Here is an 18,503-nt window from a genome sequence, read left to right on the forward strand (position 1 = left end):
CCGGCTGCGACATCAGGAGGTCCCGGATGGCGGACGAGGGTGCGGGCTGGCTGGGCATCGACCTGGGCACACAGAGCGTCCGCGTGCTGCTCGTCACCGCCGCCGGCAGGGTCCTCGGCAGCGGCTCGGCCCCGCTGACCGGGCGGCGGGACGGGGTGCGGCACGAGCAGGACCCGGAGCGGTGGTGGTCGGCGCTGTGCACGGCGTCCCGGGCGGCACTCGGCTCCGCGCCCGGCGTGCCGGTCGGCGGCCTCGCGGTGTGCGGCACGTCCGGCACGGTCCTGCTGACGGACGGCTCGGGCCGCCCGGTGAGCCCCGCGCTGATGTACGACGACGGCCGCGCGGCGGCGGAGGCGGCGCGGGTCCGGGAGACGGGGCTCGCGGTCCAGGACACCTGGGCGCTGCCGAAGGCGCTGTGGTTGCTGGAGGAGTACGGCGGCGGCGCGAGGGGCGGCCGGGCGGCCGGGGCCGCCCGGCGGACATCCGCCCCGCGGACATCCGCCCCGCGGACATCCGCCCCGCGGTTCCGCCTCGCCCACCAGCCCGACCTGGTCATCACCCGCCTCACCGGCGAACCGCCCCCGGCGGACTCCAGCCACGCCCTCAAGACCGGCTACGACCTGCACGCGGAGGCCTGGCCGGAGGCGCCCCTGGCGCAACTCGGCGTCCCCGACCGCCTGTTGCCCGACGTCGTACGCCCGGGCACCCGCCTCGGCCAGGTCGGCCCGGACGCCGCCGACGCCACCGGCATCCCCGCCGGCACCCCGGTGCTCGCCGGGATGACGGACGGCTGCGCGGCCCAGATCGCCTCGGGCGCGCTGCGCCCCGGCTCCTGGAACTCGGTGCTCGGCACGACCCTCGTGCTGAAGGGAGCGGCCCGGGACCCGGTCCGGGACCCCACCGGCGTGGTCTACAACCACCGCGCCCCCGACGGCACCTGGCTGCCCGGCGGGGCGTCGAGCGTCGGCGCCGGGGCGCTCACGGCCCACTTCCCGGACGCCGACCCCGCCACGATGGACGCACGGGCGGCGGCGTTCGAGCCGTCCCGTGCGGTCGCCTACCCGCTGGTCTCGCCGGGGGAGCGGTTCCCGTTCCGCGCGCCGGACGCGACCGCCCTGGTCCTGGGCGACCCCGAGGGCGACGCCGGTCTGTGGGCCGCGCTGCTCCAGGGCGTGGGCTTCGCCGAACGCCTGTGCCTGGACTACCTGCACCACCTCGGCGCCCCGCTCGACGGCCCGCTCACCTTCACCGGCGGCGGTGCCCGCAGCCGCTACTGGAACCAGCTGCGCGCCGACATCCTGGCCCGACCGGCCCGCGTCCCCGAGCAGACCGAACCGGCCCTGGGCATGGCCGCGCTGGCCGCGTACGGGGCGTCGGGGGCGGGCGCGCTCGCGGACATCACCGAGCGCATGGTCCGCGTCCGCACCGTCCTGGAACCCCGCCCCGAGCGCACGGCGGCCTTCGCCGAGCCGTACGCCCGCCTCGTCCACGCCCTGCGGGAACGCGGCTGGCTGCCCGCCCCCGTAGCGGAACACGCCCTGACCCGTCTGCACCCGGACACTGGGGAGTCATGACCACCACGCTCCTGCTGGCCCGCCATGGACAGACCGTCTGGCACGCCGAGAACCGGTACGCCGGCGTCAGCGACATCGGCCTCACCGACACCGGCCGCGCCCAGGCCGAGGCCCTCGGCCGCTGGGCCGCCGCGCATCCCGTCGACGCGATCTGGACGTCCCCGCTCTCCCGGGCCGTCGCCACCGCCGAGCCCGCCTGCCGGGCCATGGGCCTCGTCCCGCGGCGCGAACCCGGCCTCGCCGAATGCGACTTCGGAGTGGTGGAGGGCCGTACGCTCGCCGAGTTCGAGGCCGAGAACCCCGACCGGGCCGCGGCCTTCCGCGCCGACCCCGCCGCCCACCCCTTCCCCGGAGCCGAGGACCCGACGGCTGCAGCGGCCCGCGGGGTCGCGGCCCTGCGGCGCATCACCGCCGCCCACCCCGGCGGACGCGTCCTCGTCGTCGCCCACAACACCCTGCTGCGCCTGGTTCTGTGCACCCTGCTGTCGATCCCGCCCGGGGAGTACCGCAGGGTGTTCCCGCGCCTGCGGAACGCGGCGATCAGCGAACTGCGCATGAACCCCGACGGCTGTGCCGCACTCCTCTCCCTCAACGTGCCGTGCGAGCCGTAGCTCGGTACCCGCACGGAAAACCCCCGCGAGTCACGTCCTCGCGGGGGCTTCCTTCTTCCGCCTGCCGTTCGTGAAGGGTGAGAAGACGATCACGAGGCAGGACGACTCGGCGGCACGCAGCCGTCAGGGCGCCAGCAGCAGCACGTCCACGCGGGACCTGGCGGCCTCGTACCGCCGCGCGACGTCCTGCCAGTTGACGACCTGCCACATGGCCTCGATGAAGTCGACCTTCTGGTTGCGGTACTGGAGGTAGAAGGCGTGCTCCCAGGCGTCGAAGACGAGGATCGGGGTCGAGCCCTGGCCGACGTTGCCCTGGTGGTCGTAGACCTGCTCCACGATCAGCCGCCCGCTCAGCGGCTCGTAGGCCAGCACGCCCCAGCCCGAGCCCTGCGTGGTCGCCGACGCCTTGGACAACTGCGCCTTGAAGTTCGCGAACGACCCGAACGACTCGGTGATCGCGTCCGCGAGCTCACCCACACCGTCCTGCGCCAGCGGCTCACCGCCGCCGTCCTTCGGGCCGGTCATGTTCTGCCAGTAGATGCTGTGCAGGATGTGCCCGGACAGGTGGAAGGCCAGGTTCTTCTCCAGCCCGTTGACCGCCCCCCACGTCCCCTTGTCCCGCGCCTCCGCAAGCTGCTCCAGCGTGTCGTTGGCGCCCTTCACATAGGCCGCGTGGTGCTTGTCGTGGTGCAGCTCGATGATCTCCGGGCTGATCACGGGGGCGAGCGTGGAGTAGTCGTAGGGCAGGTCGGGCAACGTGTAGACGGGCATGGGCGGGATCCCCTCCGAATCTCTTATTGCAATAGACTTGCAACAGCACGCTAGCAGCAAGAGGGCGATGTCGGATGCCCAGGGCACACAAAAAGGCCCCCGCGTGTCGGGGGCCTTCCGCCGTCAGGGGACGTCAAGAGACGCCAGGGGGCTCCTGCTGCCGGGCCCGCGCCTTCTGCCACGCGTACCCAACGGCCGCCAGGGCCAGCGTCATCCCGCCCGTCGAGTACAGCTGCACCCGCGTGTCGGGCTGGCGGGCCATCAGGACGAAGACGGCGGCCATGCCGGCCAGCGCGACCCACGTCAGCCACGGGAACGCCCACATCCGCACGACCAGCTTTTCCGGCGTCTCCCGCTCCAGGCGCCGCCGCAGCCGCAGCTGCGAGACGGCGATGAAGATCCAGACGACCAGGATCACCGCGCCGATCATGTTCAGCAGCCAGGAGAAGACGTCGTTCGGCCGCCAGTAGCTCAGCAGCACGCACAGGAACCCGAAGACGGAGGAGGCCAGCACGGCGATCCGCGGCACCCCGCCCGAGACCCGGCCCAGCGCCTTCGGGCCCTGACCGCGCTCGACCAGCGAGTAGGCGATGCGCGAAGCACCGTAGATGTTGGCGTTCATGGCGGACAGCAGCGCCACCAGTACCACGACGTTCATCAACTGGCCGGCACCCGGGATGCCGAGCTCGTCGAGAGCGGCCACGTACGGGCCCTTCTCGACGACCTCCTTCGAGTCCCACGGCACCAGCGTGACGATGACCGCCATCGAGCCGACGTAGAACAGCGCGATCCGCCACATCGCCGTACGGACCGCGCTCGCCACGCCCTTGACGGGGTTCTCCGACTCGGCCGCCGCGATGGTGACCGTCTCCAGCCCGCCGTAGGCGAAGACCGAGGCGAGCAGCCCGATGACCAGGCCCTCACCGCCGTTGGGGAGGAAGTCGGTGAGGTGCGAGGCGCCGGGGGAGTCCGTGCCGGGCAGGATCCCGAGGATCGCCAGGACGCCGAGCACCAGGAACAGGGTGATCGCGCCGACCTTCAGGGCCGCGAACCAGAACTCGAACTCGCCGAAGTTCTTCACGGCCGCGAGGTTCGTGCCGCAGAACACGACCATGAACAGTGCCACCCACGCCCACTCCGGCGTGCCCGGCAGCCAGCCGCTCACGATCTTCGCGGCGCCGATGCCCTCCAGACCGACGGCCGTGCACAGCAGCACCCAGAACGCCCATCCGGCGGTGAATCCGGCCCACGGGCCGATCGCCCGCTCCGCGTGCGCCGAGAACGAACCCGACGACGGATACGCGGCCGACATCTCACCGAGCATCCGCATCACCAGCATCACGAGGAGGCCGGAGAGGGCGTAGGCGACCACGATCGACGGACCGGCGGCGGCGATGCCCGCGCCGGAACCGACGAACAGTCCGGCGCCGATCACCCCGCCGAGGGCGATCATCGACAGATGGCGCTGTTTCAGGCCATGGGAGAGGGAGACGTCGTCCGTGCTGGGCGGTGTCCCGGTGGTGGTGCTGCTGGGCATGGGCGCGGATCGTCCAATGCGTGAGAGGCGTGAGAGGGCAAAAACGCCGCCAGTCTGGGCGGTCCCTCCGGCCGACAGGGAGGGCCGTCCATCATGCGGACACCCGGAGAGCGCGCTGTGAGTGTCCGTAACCGGAGGGTTGACACCCGTCCAGGAGGCGATTTGGCGAAACCCTACAGTCGGCCTGCCCGTCCGCCCGTGATCGAAGCCTCGCTGCCTCCGTGACCGGCATCACTTCACGCCCGTGTATCCCCCAATCTTTTGTCCGGAGTCGACCAACCGCGCGTTCGCGCCTTTGTCGGGCGCTGACGGTGATCGGGGTGAGGGCGCTGGGATAGCGTCACGGTGTCCCGAACGGCCCTCACTCTCGCGGAGTCCCCATGAGCACCGCTGCCGCCACACCCGCCCGCACCGGGCAGGTCCTCGCCGACCTGCTGCCCGCGTCCCGTGTCCGGGACGCGGCCCTCGTGCTCGGCGGAGCCGCGCTCACCGGCCTCGCCGCGCAGCTCTCGGTGCCCGTGCCCGGTTCCCCGGTGCCGGTGACCGGCCAGACCTTCGCCGCACTGCTCGTCGGCACGTCCCTCGGCGCCGGCCGCGGCTTCCTCGCGCTGGCGCTCTACGCCGTGGCGGGCCTCGCCGGTGTGCCGTGGTTCGCGAGCGGCACCTCCGGCGTCGCCCCCTCCTTCGGCTACATCCTCGGCATGATCCTCGCCGCCACGGTGGTGGGCGCCCTGGCCCGCCGCGGCGCCGACCGCTCGATGCTGCGCATGGCGGGCACGATGCTGGTGGGCGAGGCGATCATCTACGCCGTCGGCGTGCCCTACCTGGCCCTCGCCACCGGCATGTCCGCCACCGCCGCGATCGCCGCCGGCCTCACGCCGTTCCTGATCGGCGACGCGCTGAAGGCGGCGCTGGCGATGGGGGCGCTGCCGACGGCATGGAAGTTCGCGAACAAGCGCTGAACCCGTAGGTGTTGCCCAGAGGCCCGCCGGGGGCGTCACGCCCCCGGCGGGCCTCTGAGCGTAAGTACGGTCGGCAGGGGCTGAATCAGCCCTCCTGAACCCCTGGCCGCCGCCGCTGGGACCACCACATCCCGGCCACGCCCGCCGCGAGCAGCGACACACCGGCCGCCCCGAGCGGCAGCAGATCGCGCGCCGGACCGGTCTTCGGCAGCTCCTTGCCGCCCGGGGAATCCGGCTTGCCGGGGGAGACCGGCTCGTTGTCGGTGCCGAGCAGCAGCGGCGTCGCCGGTGCGTCCGGCGACGGATTCGTCGTGCCGAACGGCACCGGGCCCTGCTGCCAGAACGTCTTCTTCCCGTCGCCCGTCCGCACGGGCAGACAGATCTTCCCGGTCTTGCCCAGGTCGTACGTCGCATCGACGGCGTACGACTTCGACTCACCGGGCGCGAGATTGCCGAGAGGACAGCTGAAACCGCTGTTCGAACCCTCCGGAAGATTGTTCTCGGCTATCGGGGAACACCCCTGGACGTTCTTGACGGTGAGCCCCTCGAAACCGACGACCAAAAGCTGGATCTTCCCGCTGTCCTTGTTCCCCTCGTTCTTCACCGTGGCGGTGAGCGCCGTCTTTTCGGAGCCGTTGTCGACCGAGATCTTCTCGGGCAGCAGCGTGGTCAGCTTCACCCCCGCCGGTGCCTCGTCAACGACCTTTCCCCCCTTGCTGCTCGCGGGCCCTTCGTCTTCCGCTCCGGCCGTTCCGGAAAGGATCACCACGGCCGAGAAAGATGCTGCCACCAGCGATCCCGCGACCGCCGTCGTGCGACGAGAACTCATGTTCGCCCCCCTTTGCGTCCCCCTGGACTACCCTGGCCTGCACCAGAATTCGCCAGTACTGAAAGAGCTACCACAAGATTTACCGGCACTATCCTGGTGCGGCACGAAGTGTGACCGTTGTGTTTCACTGGAGTCGGTCGCGGGCGTCGCAGAGGGGGTGCAGCGGATTGCCGGGGAATGCGAACATCGGCGGTGTTCCAGGGATATTGGTGACGGGGCGCTATCGGCTGGTCGAAAGTATCGGCCAGGGGGGAATGGGGCGGGTGTGGCGAGCCGCCGACGAAATACTCGACCGCCAGGTCGCCGTCAAGGAAATGCGTATCGACGGCCTCGACGCGGAGGACAGCAGGACGCGTCGCGAACGCACCCTGCGCGAGGCCAGGGCCACGGCCCGGATCGACCACCCCAACGTCGTACGGGTCTACGACGTGGTCGACGAAGGCGAACGCCTATGGATCGTCATGGAGTTGGTCGCGGGCCGCTCCCTCGAACAGATCCTCGCGGAGGACGGCCCACTGAGCCCCCGCGACACGGCCCGAACCGGACTCGGCCTGGTCGCGGCGCTACGGCAGGTCCACGCGCGGGGCGTGCTGCACCGGGACATCAAGCCGGGCAACGTGCTGGTGGAGACCTGGAGCGGGTCGGCCGGGCCGGGACGCGGCACCGCCTCCGGGCGGGTCGTCCTCACGGACTTCGGCATCGCCGCCATCCAGGACGCCAAGGCGCTCACCATGGTCGGCATGCTGGTCGGCTCGCCCGACTACATGGCCCCCGAGCGCATCTCCGGCCGCCCGCAGGGCCCACCTTCCGACGTCTGGTCCCTAGGCGCCACGCTCTGCGCGGCCCTCGGCGGCCGCTCCCCCTTCGCCCGCGACACCACGCTCGCGACCCTGCACGCGGTCCTGTACGAGGAGCCCGAACTCCCCGCCACGTCGGGCCCGTTGCGCGACATCCTGACGTCCCTGCTGGAAAAGGAACCGTCGGTCCGCCCGGGCCTGGAGGAACTGGAAGCGGTCTTGGAGCCGGTCGCGTTCCCGGCACCGACACCTACGGTGCCGGTGGGGGCGATACGGGAACGGCGGGAGGGGACAACGGGGTTGGCGGAGCCGTCGGATGTGGAGCCGGTGTCGCAGGAGGCCCCCGCTCAGGACCCCGCCGCCGCGAGTCCGGACCGACAGCCCGAGCCCGAGCCCGAGCCCGAATCCGAGCCCGCGCCCGCGCCCGTCCAGCCACACACCACCACACCCCACGCCACCACGGCCACCCCCCGCCCGAGCCCCGTCTCCCTCAGCCGAGCACAGGCGGCGACGGAGTGCCGCCCCCACCCGGCACCCACCGCGATGCCGCCGGGCGAACTCCCCGGTCCCGCCGCACCGGCCGCGGCCCGCCCCCGCGCCGGCCACCGCCGTACGATGCTCGCCGCCGCGGCAGCCACGGTCGCGACGGTCGGCGCCGTCGTAGGAATCGTGCTGGCGACGACATCCGACTCACCGGACGACAACGCCCCCCGCGCAGGCTCCTCGGCCTCCGCACCACCCACGACCGGCGGCGTGCCCTCACCCACCGTCGAAGGCACAGCCAGGCCGCAGAGCCTGCCGCCGGGCGCGCACCGGGAGGCCGGAGGATTCGCCTGGGCGACACCCGACGGCTGGCGGCGGGACGTGAAGACGGGCGCGGAGGTGCACTACACCTCCCCGGACGGCACGCAGGAACTCGTCGGCAAGTCGTCCCTGGCCCGCGGCGACCTGCTGGAGACCTGGCAGACCTCGGAGCGCAACGCCCAACAGGGCGAGGACTACCGGAAGGTCCGCCTGGAGGAGACGACGTTCCGCGGCCATCCGGCGGTGGTGTGGGAGTACACGTTCACGCTGCAGGGCGTCCACTGGCACGCCCGCCTGCTCGGCTTCAACTCGGGCGGCAAGTCATACCAGATCAACACCTGGTACGACTCCGGCATCGAACCGGAAGCCCTCCGCACGTACGAGAAGGTCAAGGACAGCTTCACGGTGCTGTAGCAGGCCTGTGGGCGGCAAGGGAAAAGCCCCCCGTTCACCACGAACGGGGGGCACCGGGAAAAGCTCGGTCAGCCGGCCGAAACCTCGTCCCGCCTGTCGTCCTGCACCTGCCCCTGTCCTTGTGTCTGCGCCTGCGCGGCGGCAGCGGCGGCCCGCCGCCCCCCGAGGACCCGCTCCTTCACGAAGGCGACTGCGAGGACGAGCGCCGCGACGAGCAGCGACAGCAGCATGGTCTCGCGCCCGTCGTGCTCGGTGTCGGTGAGCATGTAACCGAGGATGAACACGATCAGCGCGGCCGTCGCCCAGGTCAGGTACGGGTACAGCCACATCTTCACGACGAGCTTCTCGGGCGCCTCGGCCTGGATGATCCTCCGCATCCGCAGCTGGGAGAAGCAGATCACCAGCCACACGAACAGGGCGACAGCGCCACTGGAGTTCACGAGGAAGAGGAAGACGGAGTCCGGGAACTTGTAGTTGAAGAACACGGCGACGAATCCGAACGCGACGGACGCGAGGATCGCCGTGCGCGGCACGCCGTTGGCGGTCGTCCGGGCGAAGCCCTTGGGCGCGTCACCGCGCTGGCCGAGCGAGAAGGCCATGCGGGAGGCGGTGTAGAGGCCGGAGTTGAGACAGGACAGCACCGAGGTCAGCACGATGAAGTTCATGATCTGACCGGCGTGCGGAATGCCGAGGGAGTCGAGCGCGGCGACGTACGAGCCGTCCTTGGTGATGGACTTGCTGTCCCACGGGAGCAGGGACACCACGACGAAGATCGAGCCGAGGTAGAACACGGCGACACGCCAGATGATGCTGTTGGTGGCCTTGGTGACGGCCTGCTGCGGGTTCTCGGACTCACCGGCGGCCAGGGTGGCGATCTCGCTGCCCATGAAGGAGAAGACGACGAGCAGCACACCGGTGAGGATCGCCCCGGGACCGTGGGGCAGGAAGCCCCCGTGCTCGGTGAGGTTGCTCAGCCCGGCCTGCTCACTGTCCACACCCGGCAGCAGCCCGAACACGGCCAGCCCGCCGATGACGATGAACGCGGCGATCGCGACCACCTTGATCCCGGCGAACCAGAACTCGAACTCTCCGTACGACCCGACGGAGACGAGGTTGGTGGCGGTGAGCACCAGCATCACGATCAGGGCCCAGGCCCACTGCGGCACGGCCGGTATCCACCCCTCCAGGATCACCGCACCGGCGGTCGCCTCGACCGCCAGCACGACCACCCAGAAGAACCAGTACAGCCAGCCGATGGAGAAACCGGCCCAGGACCCGAGCGCGCGGTCGGCGTGCGCGGAGAAGGAACCCGACGTCGGGTTGGCGGCCGACATCTCACCGAGCATCCGCATCACCAGCACGACGAGCGTGCCGACGAGGGCGTACGACAGCAGGATGCCGGGCCCGGCGGTGGCGATGCCGGAGCTGGACCCGACGAACAGGCCCGCCCCGATGACGCCACCGATGGCGATCATCGACAGATGCCGGCTCTTCAGCCCGGCCTGGAGCCCGGAGCCGTCACCGGGTTCGTTTCCTGTCGTTTTGAGAGTCGGCTGCGAGGTCATGGAACAGATTTCCTTTGCGCCGGGGAGCTGTGTGCTCGTACGAGCGGTGTACGAGCCGGTCCAGTGAATCGGAGGCGAACGAATAGGAGAACCTTTGAATCCAGATTGTTACTTGAGGTTTTCCTGAGCTTCAGTTACCCGGCTCACACTCACGTCAAGTTTTCATGAGCGCCACCCCGCGCGCCTGCCCCGAAACACCCGTGTCACACTCGTCCCATGCGCGTGTACCTCGGCTCGGACCATGCGGGCTACGAACTCAAGAACCACCTCGTCGAGTGGCTGAAGGCGGCGGGTCACGACCCCGTCGACTGCGGCCCGCACATCTACGACGCCCAGGACGACTACCCGCCCTTCTGCCTCCGCGCCGCGGAGCGGACGGCCGCGGACCCCGACGCCCTCGGTATCGTCATCGGCGGCTCCGGCAACGGCGAGCAGATCGCCGCGAACAAGGTCAAGGGCGTCCGCGCGGCCCTCGCCTGGAGCGAGGAGACGGCGGCGCTCGGCCGCCAGCACAACAACGCGAACGTCGTCGCCGTGGGCGCGCGCATGCACTCGCAGGACGAGGCGACGGCGTTCATCGAGACGTTCCTCAGCACGCCGTTCTCCGGTGACGAACGTCACATCCGCCGAATCGACATGCTCGCCGGCTACGAGTCAACCGGCGACCTCCCGCCCATCCCACCCCACCACCCCCAGCAGTAAGCCCCCTGGGGCAGGCAGCTGCACCGCCCGGGGGAGGGCATGCCCCGGCGGGCTACGCCCCACCGGAGGCGTGGCTCATCCCACTCCACCTCCGAGCCGGACCCGGGCCCCACTCGGGGCCCGAATCCCACACGGGCGGAACACAGCGATGGGATTGAGCACCGGACCCCCGGCCGCTCAGCACATCCGAGCCCGATGCGAGGGCCCAGGCCATCCGAGCCAGCCGCACCGGCGGACCGCACCCGGTCTCGATGCGGGCGTCCAACGCACGGGAGCCCGAGGCGGTGTCGAACGTACGTGGGCCCGACGTGGACGTCCAGCAGACTCGGGTCCGAGGTGGGCGTCCAACGCACGTGGGTCCGAGGCGGGCGTCCAGCAGACTTGGGTCCGAGGTGGGCGTCCAACGCACGTGGGTCCGAGGCGGGCGTCCAGCAGACTTGGGTCCGAGGCGGGCGTCCAACGCACGCGGGCTCGACGCGGGCGTCCAGCAGACTCGGGCCCGATGCGGGCGTCCGGCACACTCGGGCCTCCGGCGGACGCCCAGGACTTCCGGGCATCATGCGGGCGTCCAGCACTCCGGGCCCGATGCGGGACGAGGGGCGCAGCCCCTTTTTTCGGGGTGCAGGGGCGGAGCCCCGCGAGGGGTGCAGGGGACGCAGTCCCCGCCGGGGTCCGGGGCGGAGCCCCGGGGCTTTTCGACTCCAGCGTCTCGACGAACTGTTTCGGGTGGGTGGGTGGGAAAGCCCCCCGCCGGGGTCCGGGGCGGACCCCCGGGGCTTTTCGACTCCAGCCCCCTGAGGAACGGCTTCGGGTGGGTGGGTGGGAAAGCTCCCACCGAGGTCCGGGGCGGAGCTCGGGGGCTTTTCGACTGCAGCGTCTCGACGAACTGTTTCGGGTGGGTGGGTGGGAAAGCTCCCACCGGGGTCCGGGGCGGAGCCCCGGGGCTTTTCGACCTCAGCCCCTTGAGGAACCGCTTCGGGCGGGCGGGTGGGAAAACCCGCAAGGCGACCATCACAGGAGGTACCCGTGCCGGAAGGCCACACCATCCACAGACTGGCCCACGACTACGCCACCGCCTTCCTCGGCACAACCCCCCGCATCACCAGCCCCCAGGGCAAGTTCACCGACGCCGCCACCCTCCTCACCGGCACGGAACTCACTCACACGGAAGCCCACGGCAAACATCTCTTCCTCGGCTTCCGCACCACCGACTGGATCCACATCCACCTCGGCCTCTTCGGCAAGGTCACCTTCACCCCCGCCCCCACCACCCCCGCACCCACCGACACGATCCGCCTCCGCCTCGCGAACGACACCACCTGCGTCGACCTCCGCGGCCCCACCACCTGCGCCCTGATCACACCCCCGGAGAAGCAGGCGATACACGACCGCCTCGGCCCCGACCCCCTCCGCGACGACGCCGACCCGGACACCGCTTACCGCCGTATCTCCCGCAGCCGTACGACCATCGCCGCCCTCCTCATGGACCAGAAGGTCATCGCCGGCGTGGGAAACGTCTACCGCGCGGAGGTCCTCTTCCGGCACCGCATCGACCCGTACCGCCCCGGCAAGGACATCACCCCGCCCGAGTGGCACGCGATCTGGACCGACCTGGTCGAGCTCATGCACGAGGGCGTCCGTAACAACCGCATCGACACGGTCCGCCCGGAACACACCCCGGAGGCGATGGGCCGCCCACCCCGCGTGGACGACCACGGCGGCGAGGTGTACGTCTACCGCAGAGCCAACCAGCCCTGCCACATCTGCGGCGGCGAGATCCGCACCGCCGATCTCGCCGCCCGCAACCTCTTCTGGTGCCCGACCTGCCAACGCCCCTGAAAAGCCCCCGATCTCAGAAGCCGTGCGGCAACCACGGCGCCGCGCCACCGCCGCTCCCGAACGCCGACGACGCCTCCGCCAAGGCCCCCGGCCGTACCTCCCGCACACGCCCCGCCGCCCCCAACGCCCCGAGGCTCACCCCACCGAGATACGCCGCCCCCAACTCCCGTACGGACAGCGCGACATCCGCCGCATCCGCCGTACGCTCGCAGGACGCCCCCTTCGCATCCCCGCTGAGCCGCCAACGCCCGGCGTTCCAGGGACAGAACGCGTCCTCCACCTCGAACACCACGTCCACCGGTGTCTGATACGTCCGTGCCTCCAGCGCCGCCCCGACCTCCACCGGCCGCACGTACAGCGAATCCCGCAACCGCGGCCGGCACCGCCGTATGTCGGACACCAGGTACTGCCACGCGTCGTCGACCGGCCGCCCCCGCATCACCAGCGTCGACGTCAGGTCGATACCGAACAGGAACCGCAGCAGCGCCGCGTCCGCCGCGGGATCCAGCGCGGCCGAGTTCTCCACCGTCACGCTGCCGTTGGGCCCGGCGGTCCCCCAGTCCGGCTTGACGCGGTACCGCGCGTACCCGACCGTCTCCCCGTCCCGCTCGGCGAGGACGCACTGGAGCGGTGACGCCCCGTCCCGCCCGCTCTCCGGATCGAGCACCCCGAGCCGCTCCCAGCCGGGCCGCCGCGCCAGCATCCCCGGCCGCGACGGCACCAGTTGCGCGTACACGGCCTCGCACGCGTCCACGACCTCGGCGGGATCGGCGTAGCGCAGACGCACGTCGTCCGTACCCGCCGGCAGCGAGGCCAGCCGCACCCGGCTCGTGTCGATCTCGGCGTTCAACTGGAAGGTGGCCGCGCCGTATCCGAACCGGCCGTAGATCGCCGGCTCGGAGGCCGTGAGCACGGCCAGCGGCTCACCCCACGCACGGACGTCGTCCAACTGCCGCCGCATCATCGACGTCAGGACACCGCGCCGGCGGTGCGTGGCGGCCACGCTCACCATCGTGACGCCCGCGGCCGGCACCGAGGCCCCGCCGGGCACGGTGAGCCGGAAGGAGAACGCCCCCGCCGTCCCCACACAGGCGTCCCCGTCCCAGACACCGAGCGAGCGGTCGCACTCGGTCAGCGAGCCCCACAACTCCCGCTCCTCGGCGGACTCGGGCACTCCACCGAAGGCGCGGATGAGGGTGTCGTACCACTTGTCCCACTCGTCCCGCCGAAGCACCCGCAGGGTCGCCGCAGGGCCGGTCGTGTCAGTCACCATGGCCCATGCCTACCAGGGCCATGCGGGACGGGCGAGGGAATTTCTCCCGGCCGGCGACAGGCGGCGCACCGTGAAGTTCACTGGGAAGTCGGCCCTCGGACGGGGGACAAGTAGGACCTCCCGTGCCAACTGGCCGGTCCGATGGATAGGGTCCCGAACTAATGGCAGCAGGACGAGAGCGGCGCGCGGAAGCCGAGACGTTCACGGCCCGGTTGAAGAAGCAGTGGCACCGGGCCCGCGTCGGCGTGCGCCGAGCCGCCGTGGACTACTTCCGCGGCGACGGCTCGGACTGGATCGCCCTGGCCGGCCTGCTCCTGATGGTCCCGCTGATCGCGGCGGCGACGCTCGCGAACTCGGTGTGGTTCTCGCCGGCCGCGCTGGTCCTGCCGGTCGTCGTGGGCGGCCTGGTGCTGCGCCCGGCGAGCCTGCTCGGCCTGTACGCGGCGGCGGCCACGGCGCTGATCGTGGAGTCGGTGCAGCTCGGCCCCTACACGGAGGGGCCGTCCAGGGTGACCCCGGGCGTGGTGCTGGTGGTCGCGGCCTGCGGTTTCTTCGGGCTGCTGCTGGCGCAGTTCCGCAGCCGGGTCGGTGTGCCCTGGCGGCGCGGCGGCACCATGCTGTTCGACCTGCGCGAACGCATCCGGGTGCAGAGCAAGCTGCCCGGCCTGCCGGACGGCTGGCACCGCGAGATGGCGCTGCGCCCGGCGGGCGGCCAGTCCTTCTCGGGCGACTTCGTGGTGGCGGCCCGCACCAACGGCGGCCGTACGCTCGAGGTCGTCCTCACCGACGTCTCCGGCAAGGGCATGGACGCGGGCTCCCGCGCCCTGCTGCTGTCCGGCGCGTTCGGCGGCCTCCTCGGCTCGCTGCCCCCGCACGCCTTCCTGCCGGCCGCCAACGGCTATCTGCTCCGCCAGGACTGGGACGAGGGCTTCGCGACCTCCATCCACCTGGTCCTCGACCTGGACTCCGGCGACTACGAGCTCTACTCCGCCGGCCACCCGCCGGGCCTCCAGCTCAGCGCGGGCAGCGGCCGCTGGGAGGAGAAGACGGCCGAGGGCCCGCTCCTCGGTGTGTACGACGGCGCCCAGTTCGACCCGGTGAAGGGCTCGCTCCGCCCGGGTGACGTGCTGATGCTGTTCACGGACGGCCTGGTGGAGACCTCCGACCGCGACATCGTCGAGGGCATCGACCGCCTCACCGGCGAGGCCGACCGGTACGTGGCGGGCGGCTTCCACGGCGCCGCCTGGCACCTCATCGAGGCGGTGGCCAAGGACGTCAACGACGACCGGGCGCTGCTGCTGATCTGCCGGGAGGGCCCGACGGCCGCCGCTCCCCGCTGAAGTGCGCTTCTCCGGGTGCACACTGGAGCCGTGACCGAGAAACCCCGCACCCCGCTGACCCTGGCCGAGGTCGAGGCCACCGCCCGCGCCGCGCACGCCGGCCAGACCGACAAGGCCGGACGGCCCTACGCGGAGCATCTCCAGGCTGTCGCGGAGGGCGTACGGGCACGGGGCGGCGACGAGGAGCAGATCGCGGCGGCCTGGCTGCACGATGCCGTCGAGGACGACGCGCTCTCGCCCGAGTGGCTGCGCGAGGCGGCGCTGAGCAGCCGGACCAAGGACATCGTCCTGGCGGTCACCAAGCGGGCCGGGGAGCCGCCCGAGGCGTACGCCGCGCGCATCCTCGCCACGCCCGGCGCGCTGCTGGTGAAGGAGTCGGACCTGGCGCACAACGCGGACCCGGCACGCCTCGCGGTCCTCGACGAGGCCACCCGCACGCGACTGACCGAGAAGTACTCGCGGATGCGCGCACTTCTCGGTCTCGTCGGATGAACCGGGGCAGGGGCGTCAGGCGTTGACCTTCTCGCGCTCGCGCTCGCGCCGCTCGGCGCTCTGGCGCTCACGGGCGACCTCGGCCGCGTCCCGCTTGAAGGCCCACTCCATCTTCGGCTCCATGGCGAACCGGAAGACCCGCCGCACCGGCTTGGTGCACAGCACCGTCACCACGGCGGCCGCGACGACGGTCACGGCGATCTCACCGAGCGGCCGGTGCATCCACGCCGACTCGAACCAGCCCTGGTAGTCGCCGGCCTTCACCAGGAAGCCGTGCAGCAGGTAGCCGTAGAGCGTGCCGGCGCCGAGCGCGGTGAACCACATGTGGCGGCGCGGCACCCAGGCGAAGAAGCAGGCGGTCAGCACCAGGGAGCAGCCGAACATCGCGAGCACCATGACCGGGCCGGTCCACCACGGCGCGCCCAGCTCCTGCGCGGCGTCCCGGTGGTAGAACCAGGCGGTGTTCATGCGCGGTACGGCCCACCAGCTGAAGGCCAGCGCGGCGGCGAAGACGGGCACCGAGGCGATCCGCACGGAACGGCGGCGCACCATGTGGAAGTGCTCGGGCTTCATCACCAGGCCCAGCACGAAGAACGGCAGGAACTGCAGGACCCGCTGGAGGTCGAGGTCGTCACCGATCTCCGGGGAGACGGTCGCGAGCATCGCGAGGCCGAGCGCGAGCGGCAGCGGCCAGCGCGCCACCTTCCAGATGGGCGTGGTCAGCCGCCAGATGAACAGCGCGCACAGGAACCAGGTCAGGTACCAGGGGTCGAGGAGGCTGATGTCCTGGTGCGGATCGTTGTCGATGAACCGCTTGAAGAGCGGGTAGGCCGTCTCGAAGACGATGTACGGCACGGCCACACCGGTGATCAGGCGCTTGAGCCGGTCGGGCCGCATGTCGAAACTGCGCGAGAAGTAGCCGGAGATGATGATGAACGCCGGCATGTGGAACGCGTAGACGACCTGGTACGCGGCCTCGAGTATCCGGCTGTCGCCCTTGAGTGGTTCCCAGGCGTGGCCCATGGCGACCAGCACGATCGCGAGGTACTTGGCGTTGTCGAAGAACGCGTCGCGCTGCTTGCCGTTCTGCTTCTTCTGGGGGCTCTGCGGCGAGCGCGGGCTCGGCACTCCGTCGGCAGAGGACTGTGCCGGGGGAAGTGGCGCCCTGCGGTCGCCGTTCGGTCGCAGCGAGTTCGTCACAGACCCTCCCACCAGGAGCTCGGGGAGACGATCCGGGACCTCGCTGCGCTTGCGGGGGACGAGGCAGCGTGGAACATCTGAGGCACCCTAGCGTTCCCTGCGGCTATTCGTAAAACGCCGGATGTGAATCCTGGCTATTCGCTGTGGGTACCCCGGATTTCGGGGAGTTGACGTCCTTGCGGGAGTGATGGCCAACACATCGTCCGGCGACGGACGGTGTCCCTCACACCCCGTCCTGCTTGTCGTGACACTTCCGGACTAAGCGGCGCATAAGACCAGCAGGCGACTCCTGTGGAATGTCCCCTTCCGTGCCTCTCCGGAGCCTGCCGCAGGGTCGTTGAGGAACTTGCGGGGGCAATTCGAATTAGCTGCGAACGCGTTGTGTGGGCATGGAAACGATTCCGTCGAATTCCCTGTGCGGGTGGTGCCTCGAATTCCCGTACGAGTCACTGCCGTTCGACCCGCGGCCGCAGGGGCCGCGCACCGGCCCGGACACGAGTGACGTGGTCGATGCGTCACGATCCGCATAGCCCGGCCGGGTTGGTGGCACGATGGTTCTGGCGGGGTGCGCGGGGTCGCGTCACCGGGCCGGGAGAGCGGACCGACCGAGGGTGTGATCAGTTGTGGCCATTTCACTGTCTGTGGTGCTGCTGTTGGCGATCATCCTTGTGGTGTTGCTGAGAGGGGGATCCATCAAGGCAGGGCCCGCGATCGTGGCGATCCTCTTCGGCTTCTTCCTCGCCTCGACCGGTATGGCCGACGACATCCAGCGATTCCTCAACTCGATAGCGGAGACCATCAACTCCATCAGCTTCTGACCGGGCCGCTGCCGCCGTCCCGGGGTTCGTCGTGCGGATACGCTCCTTCCCGACCAGGGGGCGGTGCGTGACGGGGGGAACGTACGGGGATGGCGCTGCGCGACTTGGACCCGGCCGAAGTGGGCGGCTACCGCATCGAGGACCGCCTCGGCTCCGGCGGCATAGGCGTGGTCTACCTGGCCCGTTCGGCCTCCGGCCGGCCCCTCGCCATCAAGGTCGTGCACGGCCAGTACGCCGACGACGACGAGTTCCGCGCCCGATTCCGCCGCGAGGTGGCCGCCGCCCGCCAGGTCAGCGGAGCCTTCACGGCCCCCGTCGTGGACGCGGACGCCGACGCGCCGCGCCCCTGGATGGCCACGCTCTACATCCCGGGCGCCGACCTAGGCACCCACGTCCGCGAGCACGGCCCGCTCCCCCTGCCCCGCCTGCGTGAACTCGCCGCCGGCCTGGCGGAGGCGTTGCGCGACATGCACCGCGCCGGAGTAGTCCACCGCGACCTGAAGCCGGCCAACGTGATGCTCGCCGACGACGGCCCCCGTGTCATCGACTTCGGCATCTCCCGTGCCGCCGAGTTCGCTGCCTCCGACGTCCTCACCCAGACCGGCCGCGTCATGGGCACGCCGCCCTTCATGTCCCCGGAACAGTTCGCGTCCCCCCCAGGACGTCGGCCCGGCCGCCGACATCTTCTCCCTCGGCTCGGTCCTCACCCACGCCGCCACCCGCCGCGGACGGTCCAGGCCAAGGGCGCCCCGGACGTGCTCGGCCAGGACGGCGACCGCCTGGTGCTCGCGGACGCGATCACGCTGGGCAGCGGCCTCACCCTGGTCGATGTCTCCACCCGCGCGCTCACCGCCGTACGGGTCCCGGCCGGGCAGTCCGACGCGTCCGGCGCGTACCTGATCCGCGGAACCGTCTACTTCACCCGCACCAGCGGCGGCGTCAGCGCGGTCTCGCCGCGCACCGGCCGGGCCCTGT

At 71.1% G+C, this 18,503-nt stretch carries 15 protein-coding genes and 1 pseudogene; 10 read left to right on the forward strand and 6 right to left on the reverse strand.

Annotated features, from left to right (window positions below):
• The first annotated feature begins 26 nt into the window (after nt 1–26).
• Both ACIBL4_RS11685 and ACIBL4_RS11690 read left to right on the forward strand, forming a co-directional pair.
• Nucleotides 27–1,574, forward strand: coding sequence for an FGGY-family carbohydrate kinase (locus ACIBL4_RS11685; protein ID WP_399408824.1), 1,548 nt, complete (start codon nt 27–29; stop codon nt 1,572–1,574).
• Entirely contained in the window at nt 1,571–2,185 is a 615-nt protein-coding gene (locus ACIBL4_RS11690) for a histidine phosphatase family protein (RefSeq protein WP_399408826.1), read from the forward strand. The genes ACIBL4_RS11685 and ACIBL4_RS11690 overlap by 4 nt, the downstream gene beginning before the upstream one ends.
• Before the next feature lie 123 nt (nt 2,186–2,308).
• Here the strand turns inward: ACIBL4_RS11690 and ACIBL4_RS11695 are convergent, their stop codons facing one another.
• Both ACIBL4_RS11695 and ACIBL4_RS11700 read right to left on the reverse strand, forming a co-directional pair.
• Nucleotides 2,309–2,956: a superoxide dismutase gene (locus ACIBL4_RS11695; protein ID WP_399408828.1), complete on the reverse strand. Its 648-nt coding sequence runs from the start codon at nt 2,954–2,956 to the stop codon at nt 2,309–2,311.
• Between the two features lie 133 nt (nt 2,957–3,089).
• Nucleotides 3,090–4,493 carry an amino acid permease gene (locus ACIBL4_RS11700; RefSeq protein WP_399408830.1) on the reverse strand — a complete coding sequence of 468 codons (1,404 nt, stop codon included), beginning with the start codon at nt 4,491–4,493 and terminating at the stop codon, nt 3,090–3,092.
• Between the two features lie 380 nt (nt 4,494–4,873).
• On the opposite strand from ACIBL4_RS11700, the gene ACIBL4_RS11705 reads away from it, so the two are divergent.
• Entirely contained in the window at nt 4,874–5,455 is a 582-nt protein-coding gene (locus ACIBL4_RS11705) for a biotin transporter BioY (RefSeq protein WP_399408832.1), read from the forward strand.
• 85 nt (nt 5,456–5,540) lie between these two features.
• Here the strand turns inward: ACIBL4_RS11705 and ACIBL4_RS11710 are convergent, their stop codons facing one another.
• Nucleotides 5,541–6,284: a hypothetical protein gene (locus tag ACIBL4_RS11710; RefSeq protein ID WP_399408834.1), complete on the reverse strand. Its 744-nt coding sequence runs from the start codon at nt 6,282–6,284 to the stop codon at nt 5,541–5,543.
• Between the two features lie 209 nt (nt 6,285–6,493).
• On the opposite strand from ACIBL4_RS11710, the gene ACIBL4_RS11715 reads away from it, so the two are divergent.
• On the forward strand, nt 6,494–8,299 hold the full coding sequence (locus ACIBL4_RS11715) for a serine/threonine-protein kinase (RefSeq protein WP_399408836.1): 1,806 nt from the start codon (nt 6,494–6,496) through the stop codon (nt 8,297–8,299).
• A 68-nt stretch (nt 8,300–8,367) separates the two neighbouring features.
• On the opposite strand, the gene ACIBL4_RS11720 is transcribed toward ACIBL4_RS11715, so the two are convergent.
• Nucleotides 8,368–9,864, reverse strand: coding sequence for an amino acid permease (locus tag ACIBL4_RS11720; RefSeq protein ID WP_399408838.1), 1,497 nt, complete (start codon nt 9,862–9,864; stop codon nt 8,368–8,370).
• Nucleotides 9,865–10,080: 216 nt separating this feature from the next.
• Between ACIBL4_RS11720 and ACIBL4_RS11725 the strand changes: the two genes are divergently transcribed.
• The gene (locus tag ACIBL4_RS11725; protein WP_399408840.1) at nt 10,081–10,566 is read left to right on the forward strand and encodes a ribose-5-phosphate isomerase; all 486 of its coding nucleotides are present in this window, start codon (nt 10,081–10,083) and stop codon (nt 10,564–10,566) included.
• Between the two features lie 1,026 nt (nt 10,567–11,592).
• On the forward strand, nt 11,593–12,405 hold the full coding sequence (locus tag ACIBL4_RS11730) for an Fpg/Nei family DNA glycosylase (RefSeq protein ID WP_399408841.1): 813 nt from the start codon (nt 11,593–11,595) through the stop codon (nt 12,403–12,405).
• 13 nt (nt 12,406–12,418) lie between these two features.
• Here the strand turns inward: ACIBL4_RS11730 and ACIBL4_RS11735 are convergent, their stop codons facing one another.
• Nucleotides 12,419–13,678, reverse strand: a complete 1,260-nt coding sequence (locus ACIBL4_RS11735) for a GNAT family N-acetyltransferase (protein WP_399408843.1) — start codon at nt 13,676–13,678, stop codon at nt 12,419–12,421.
• A 161-nt stretch (nt 13,679–13,839) separates the two neighbouring features.
• On the opposite strand from ACIBL4_RS11735, the gene ACIBL4_RS11740 reads away from it, so the two are divergent.
• Both ACIBL4_RS11740 and ACIBL4_RS11745 read left to right on the forward strand, forming a co-directional pair.
• Nucleotides 13,840–15,018, forward strand: coding sequence for a PP2C family protein-serine/threonine phosphatase (locus ACIBL4_RS11740; protein WP_399408845.1), 1,179 nt, complete (start codon nt 13,840–13,842; stop codon nt 15,016–15,018).
• A gap of 30 nt (nt 15,019–15,048) precedes the next feature.
• Nucleotides 15,049–15,510: an HD domain-containing protein gene (locus tag ACIBL4_RS11745; RefSeq protein ID WP_399408847.1), complete on the forward strand. Its 462-nt coding sequence runs from the start codon at nt 15,049–15,051 to the stop codon at nt 15,508–15,510.
• Between the two features lie 15 nt (nt 15,511–15,525).
• Here the strand turns inward: ACIBL4_RS11745 and ACIBL4_RS11750 are convergent, their stop codons facing one another.
• Entirely contained in the window at nt 15,526–16,638 is a 1,113-nt protein-coding gene (locus tag ACIBL4_RS11750; RefSeq protein WP_399408849.1) for an acyltransferase family protein, read from the reverse strand.
• A 695-nt stretch (nt 16,639–17,333) separates the two neighbouring features.
• On the opposite strand from ACIBL4_RS11750, the gene ACIBL4_RS11755 reads away from it, so the two are divergent.
• Nucleotides 17,334–17,528, forward strand: a complete 195-nt coding sequence (locus ACIBL4_RS11755) for a hypothetical protein (protein WP_338778944.1) — start codon at nt 17,334–17,336, stop codon at nt 17,526–17,528.
• An 89-nt stretch (nt 17,529–17,617) separates the two neighbouring features.
• Nucleotides 17,618–18,257 (forward strand): annotated as a pseudogene (locus tag ACIBL4_RS11760) (serine/threonine-protein kinase); the annotation flags it as partial.
• Nucleotides 18,258–18,503: the final 246 nt, after the last annotated feature.

It is taken from the genome of Streptomyces sp. NPDC050416, assembly GCF_044458845.1.
Classification (GTDB): Bacteria; Actinomycetota; Actinomycetes; order Streptomycetales; family Streptomycetaceae; genus Streptomyces.

Coding starts and splice junctions, on each gene's coding strand:
- ACIBL4_RS11685 (WP_399408824.1), top strand. CDS start 27: ATGGCGGACGAGGGTGCGGGCTGGCTGGGCATCGACCTGGGCACACAG.
- ACIBL4_RS11690 (WP_399408826.1), top strand. CDS start 1,571: ATGACCACCACGCTCCTGCTGGCCCGCCATGGACAGACCGTCTGGCAC.
- ACIBL4_RS11695 (WP_399408828.1), bottom strand. CDS start 2,956: ATGCCCGTCTACACGTTGCCCGACCTGCCCTACGACTACTCCACGCTC.
- ACIBL4_RS11700 (WP_399408830.1), bottom strand. CDS start 4,493: ATGCCCAGCAGCACCACCACCGGGACACCGCCCAGCACGGACGACGTC.
- ACIBL4_RS11705 (WP_399408832.1), top strand. CDS start 4,874: ATGAGCACCGCTGCCGCCACACCCGCCCGCACCGGGCAGGTCCTCGCC.
- ACIBL4_RS11710 (WP_399408834.1), bottom strand. CDS start 6,284: ATGAGTTCTCGTCGCACGACGGCGGTCGCGGGATCGCTGGTGGCAGCA.
- ACIBL4_RS11720 (WP_399408838.1), bottom strand. CDS start 9,864: ATGACCTCGCAGCCGACTCTCAAAACGACAGGAAACGAACCCGGTGAC.
- ACIBL4_RS11725 (WP_399408840.1), top strand. CDS start 10,081: ATGCGCGTGTACCTCGGCTCGGACCATGCGGGCTACGAACTCAAGAAC.
- ACIBL4_RS11735 (WP_399408843.1), bottom strand. CDS start 13,678: ATGGTGACTGACACGACCGGCCCTGCGGCGACCCTGCGGGTGCTTCGG.
- ACIBL4_RS11740 (WP_399408845.1), top strand. CDS start 13,840: ATGGCAGCAGGACGAGAGCGGCGCGCGGAAGCCGAGACGTTCACGGCC.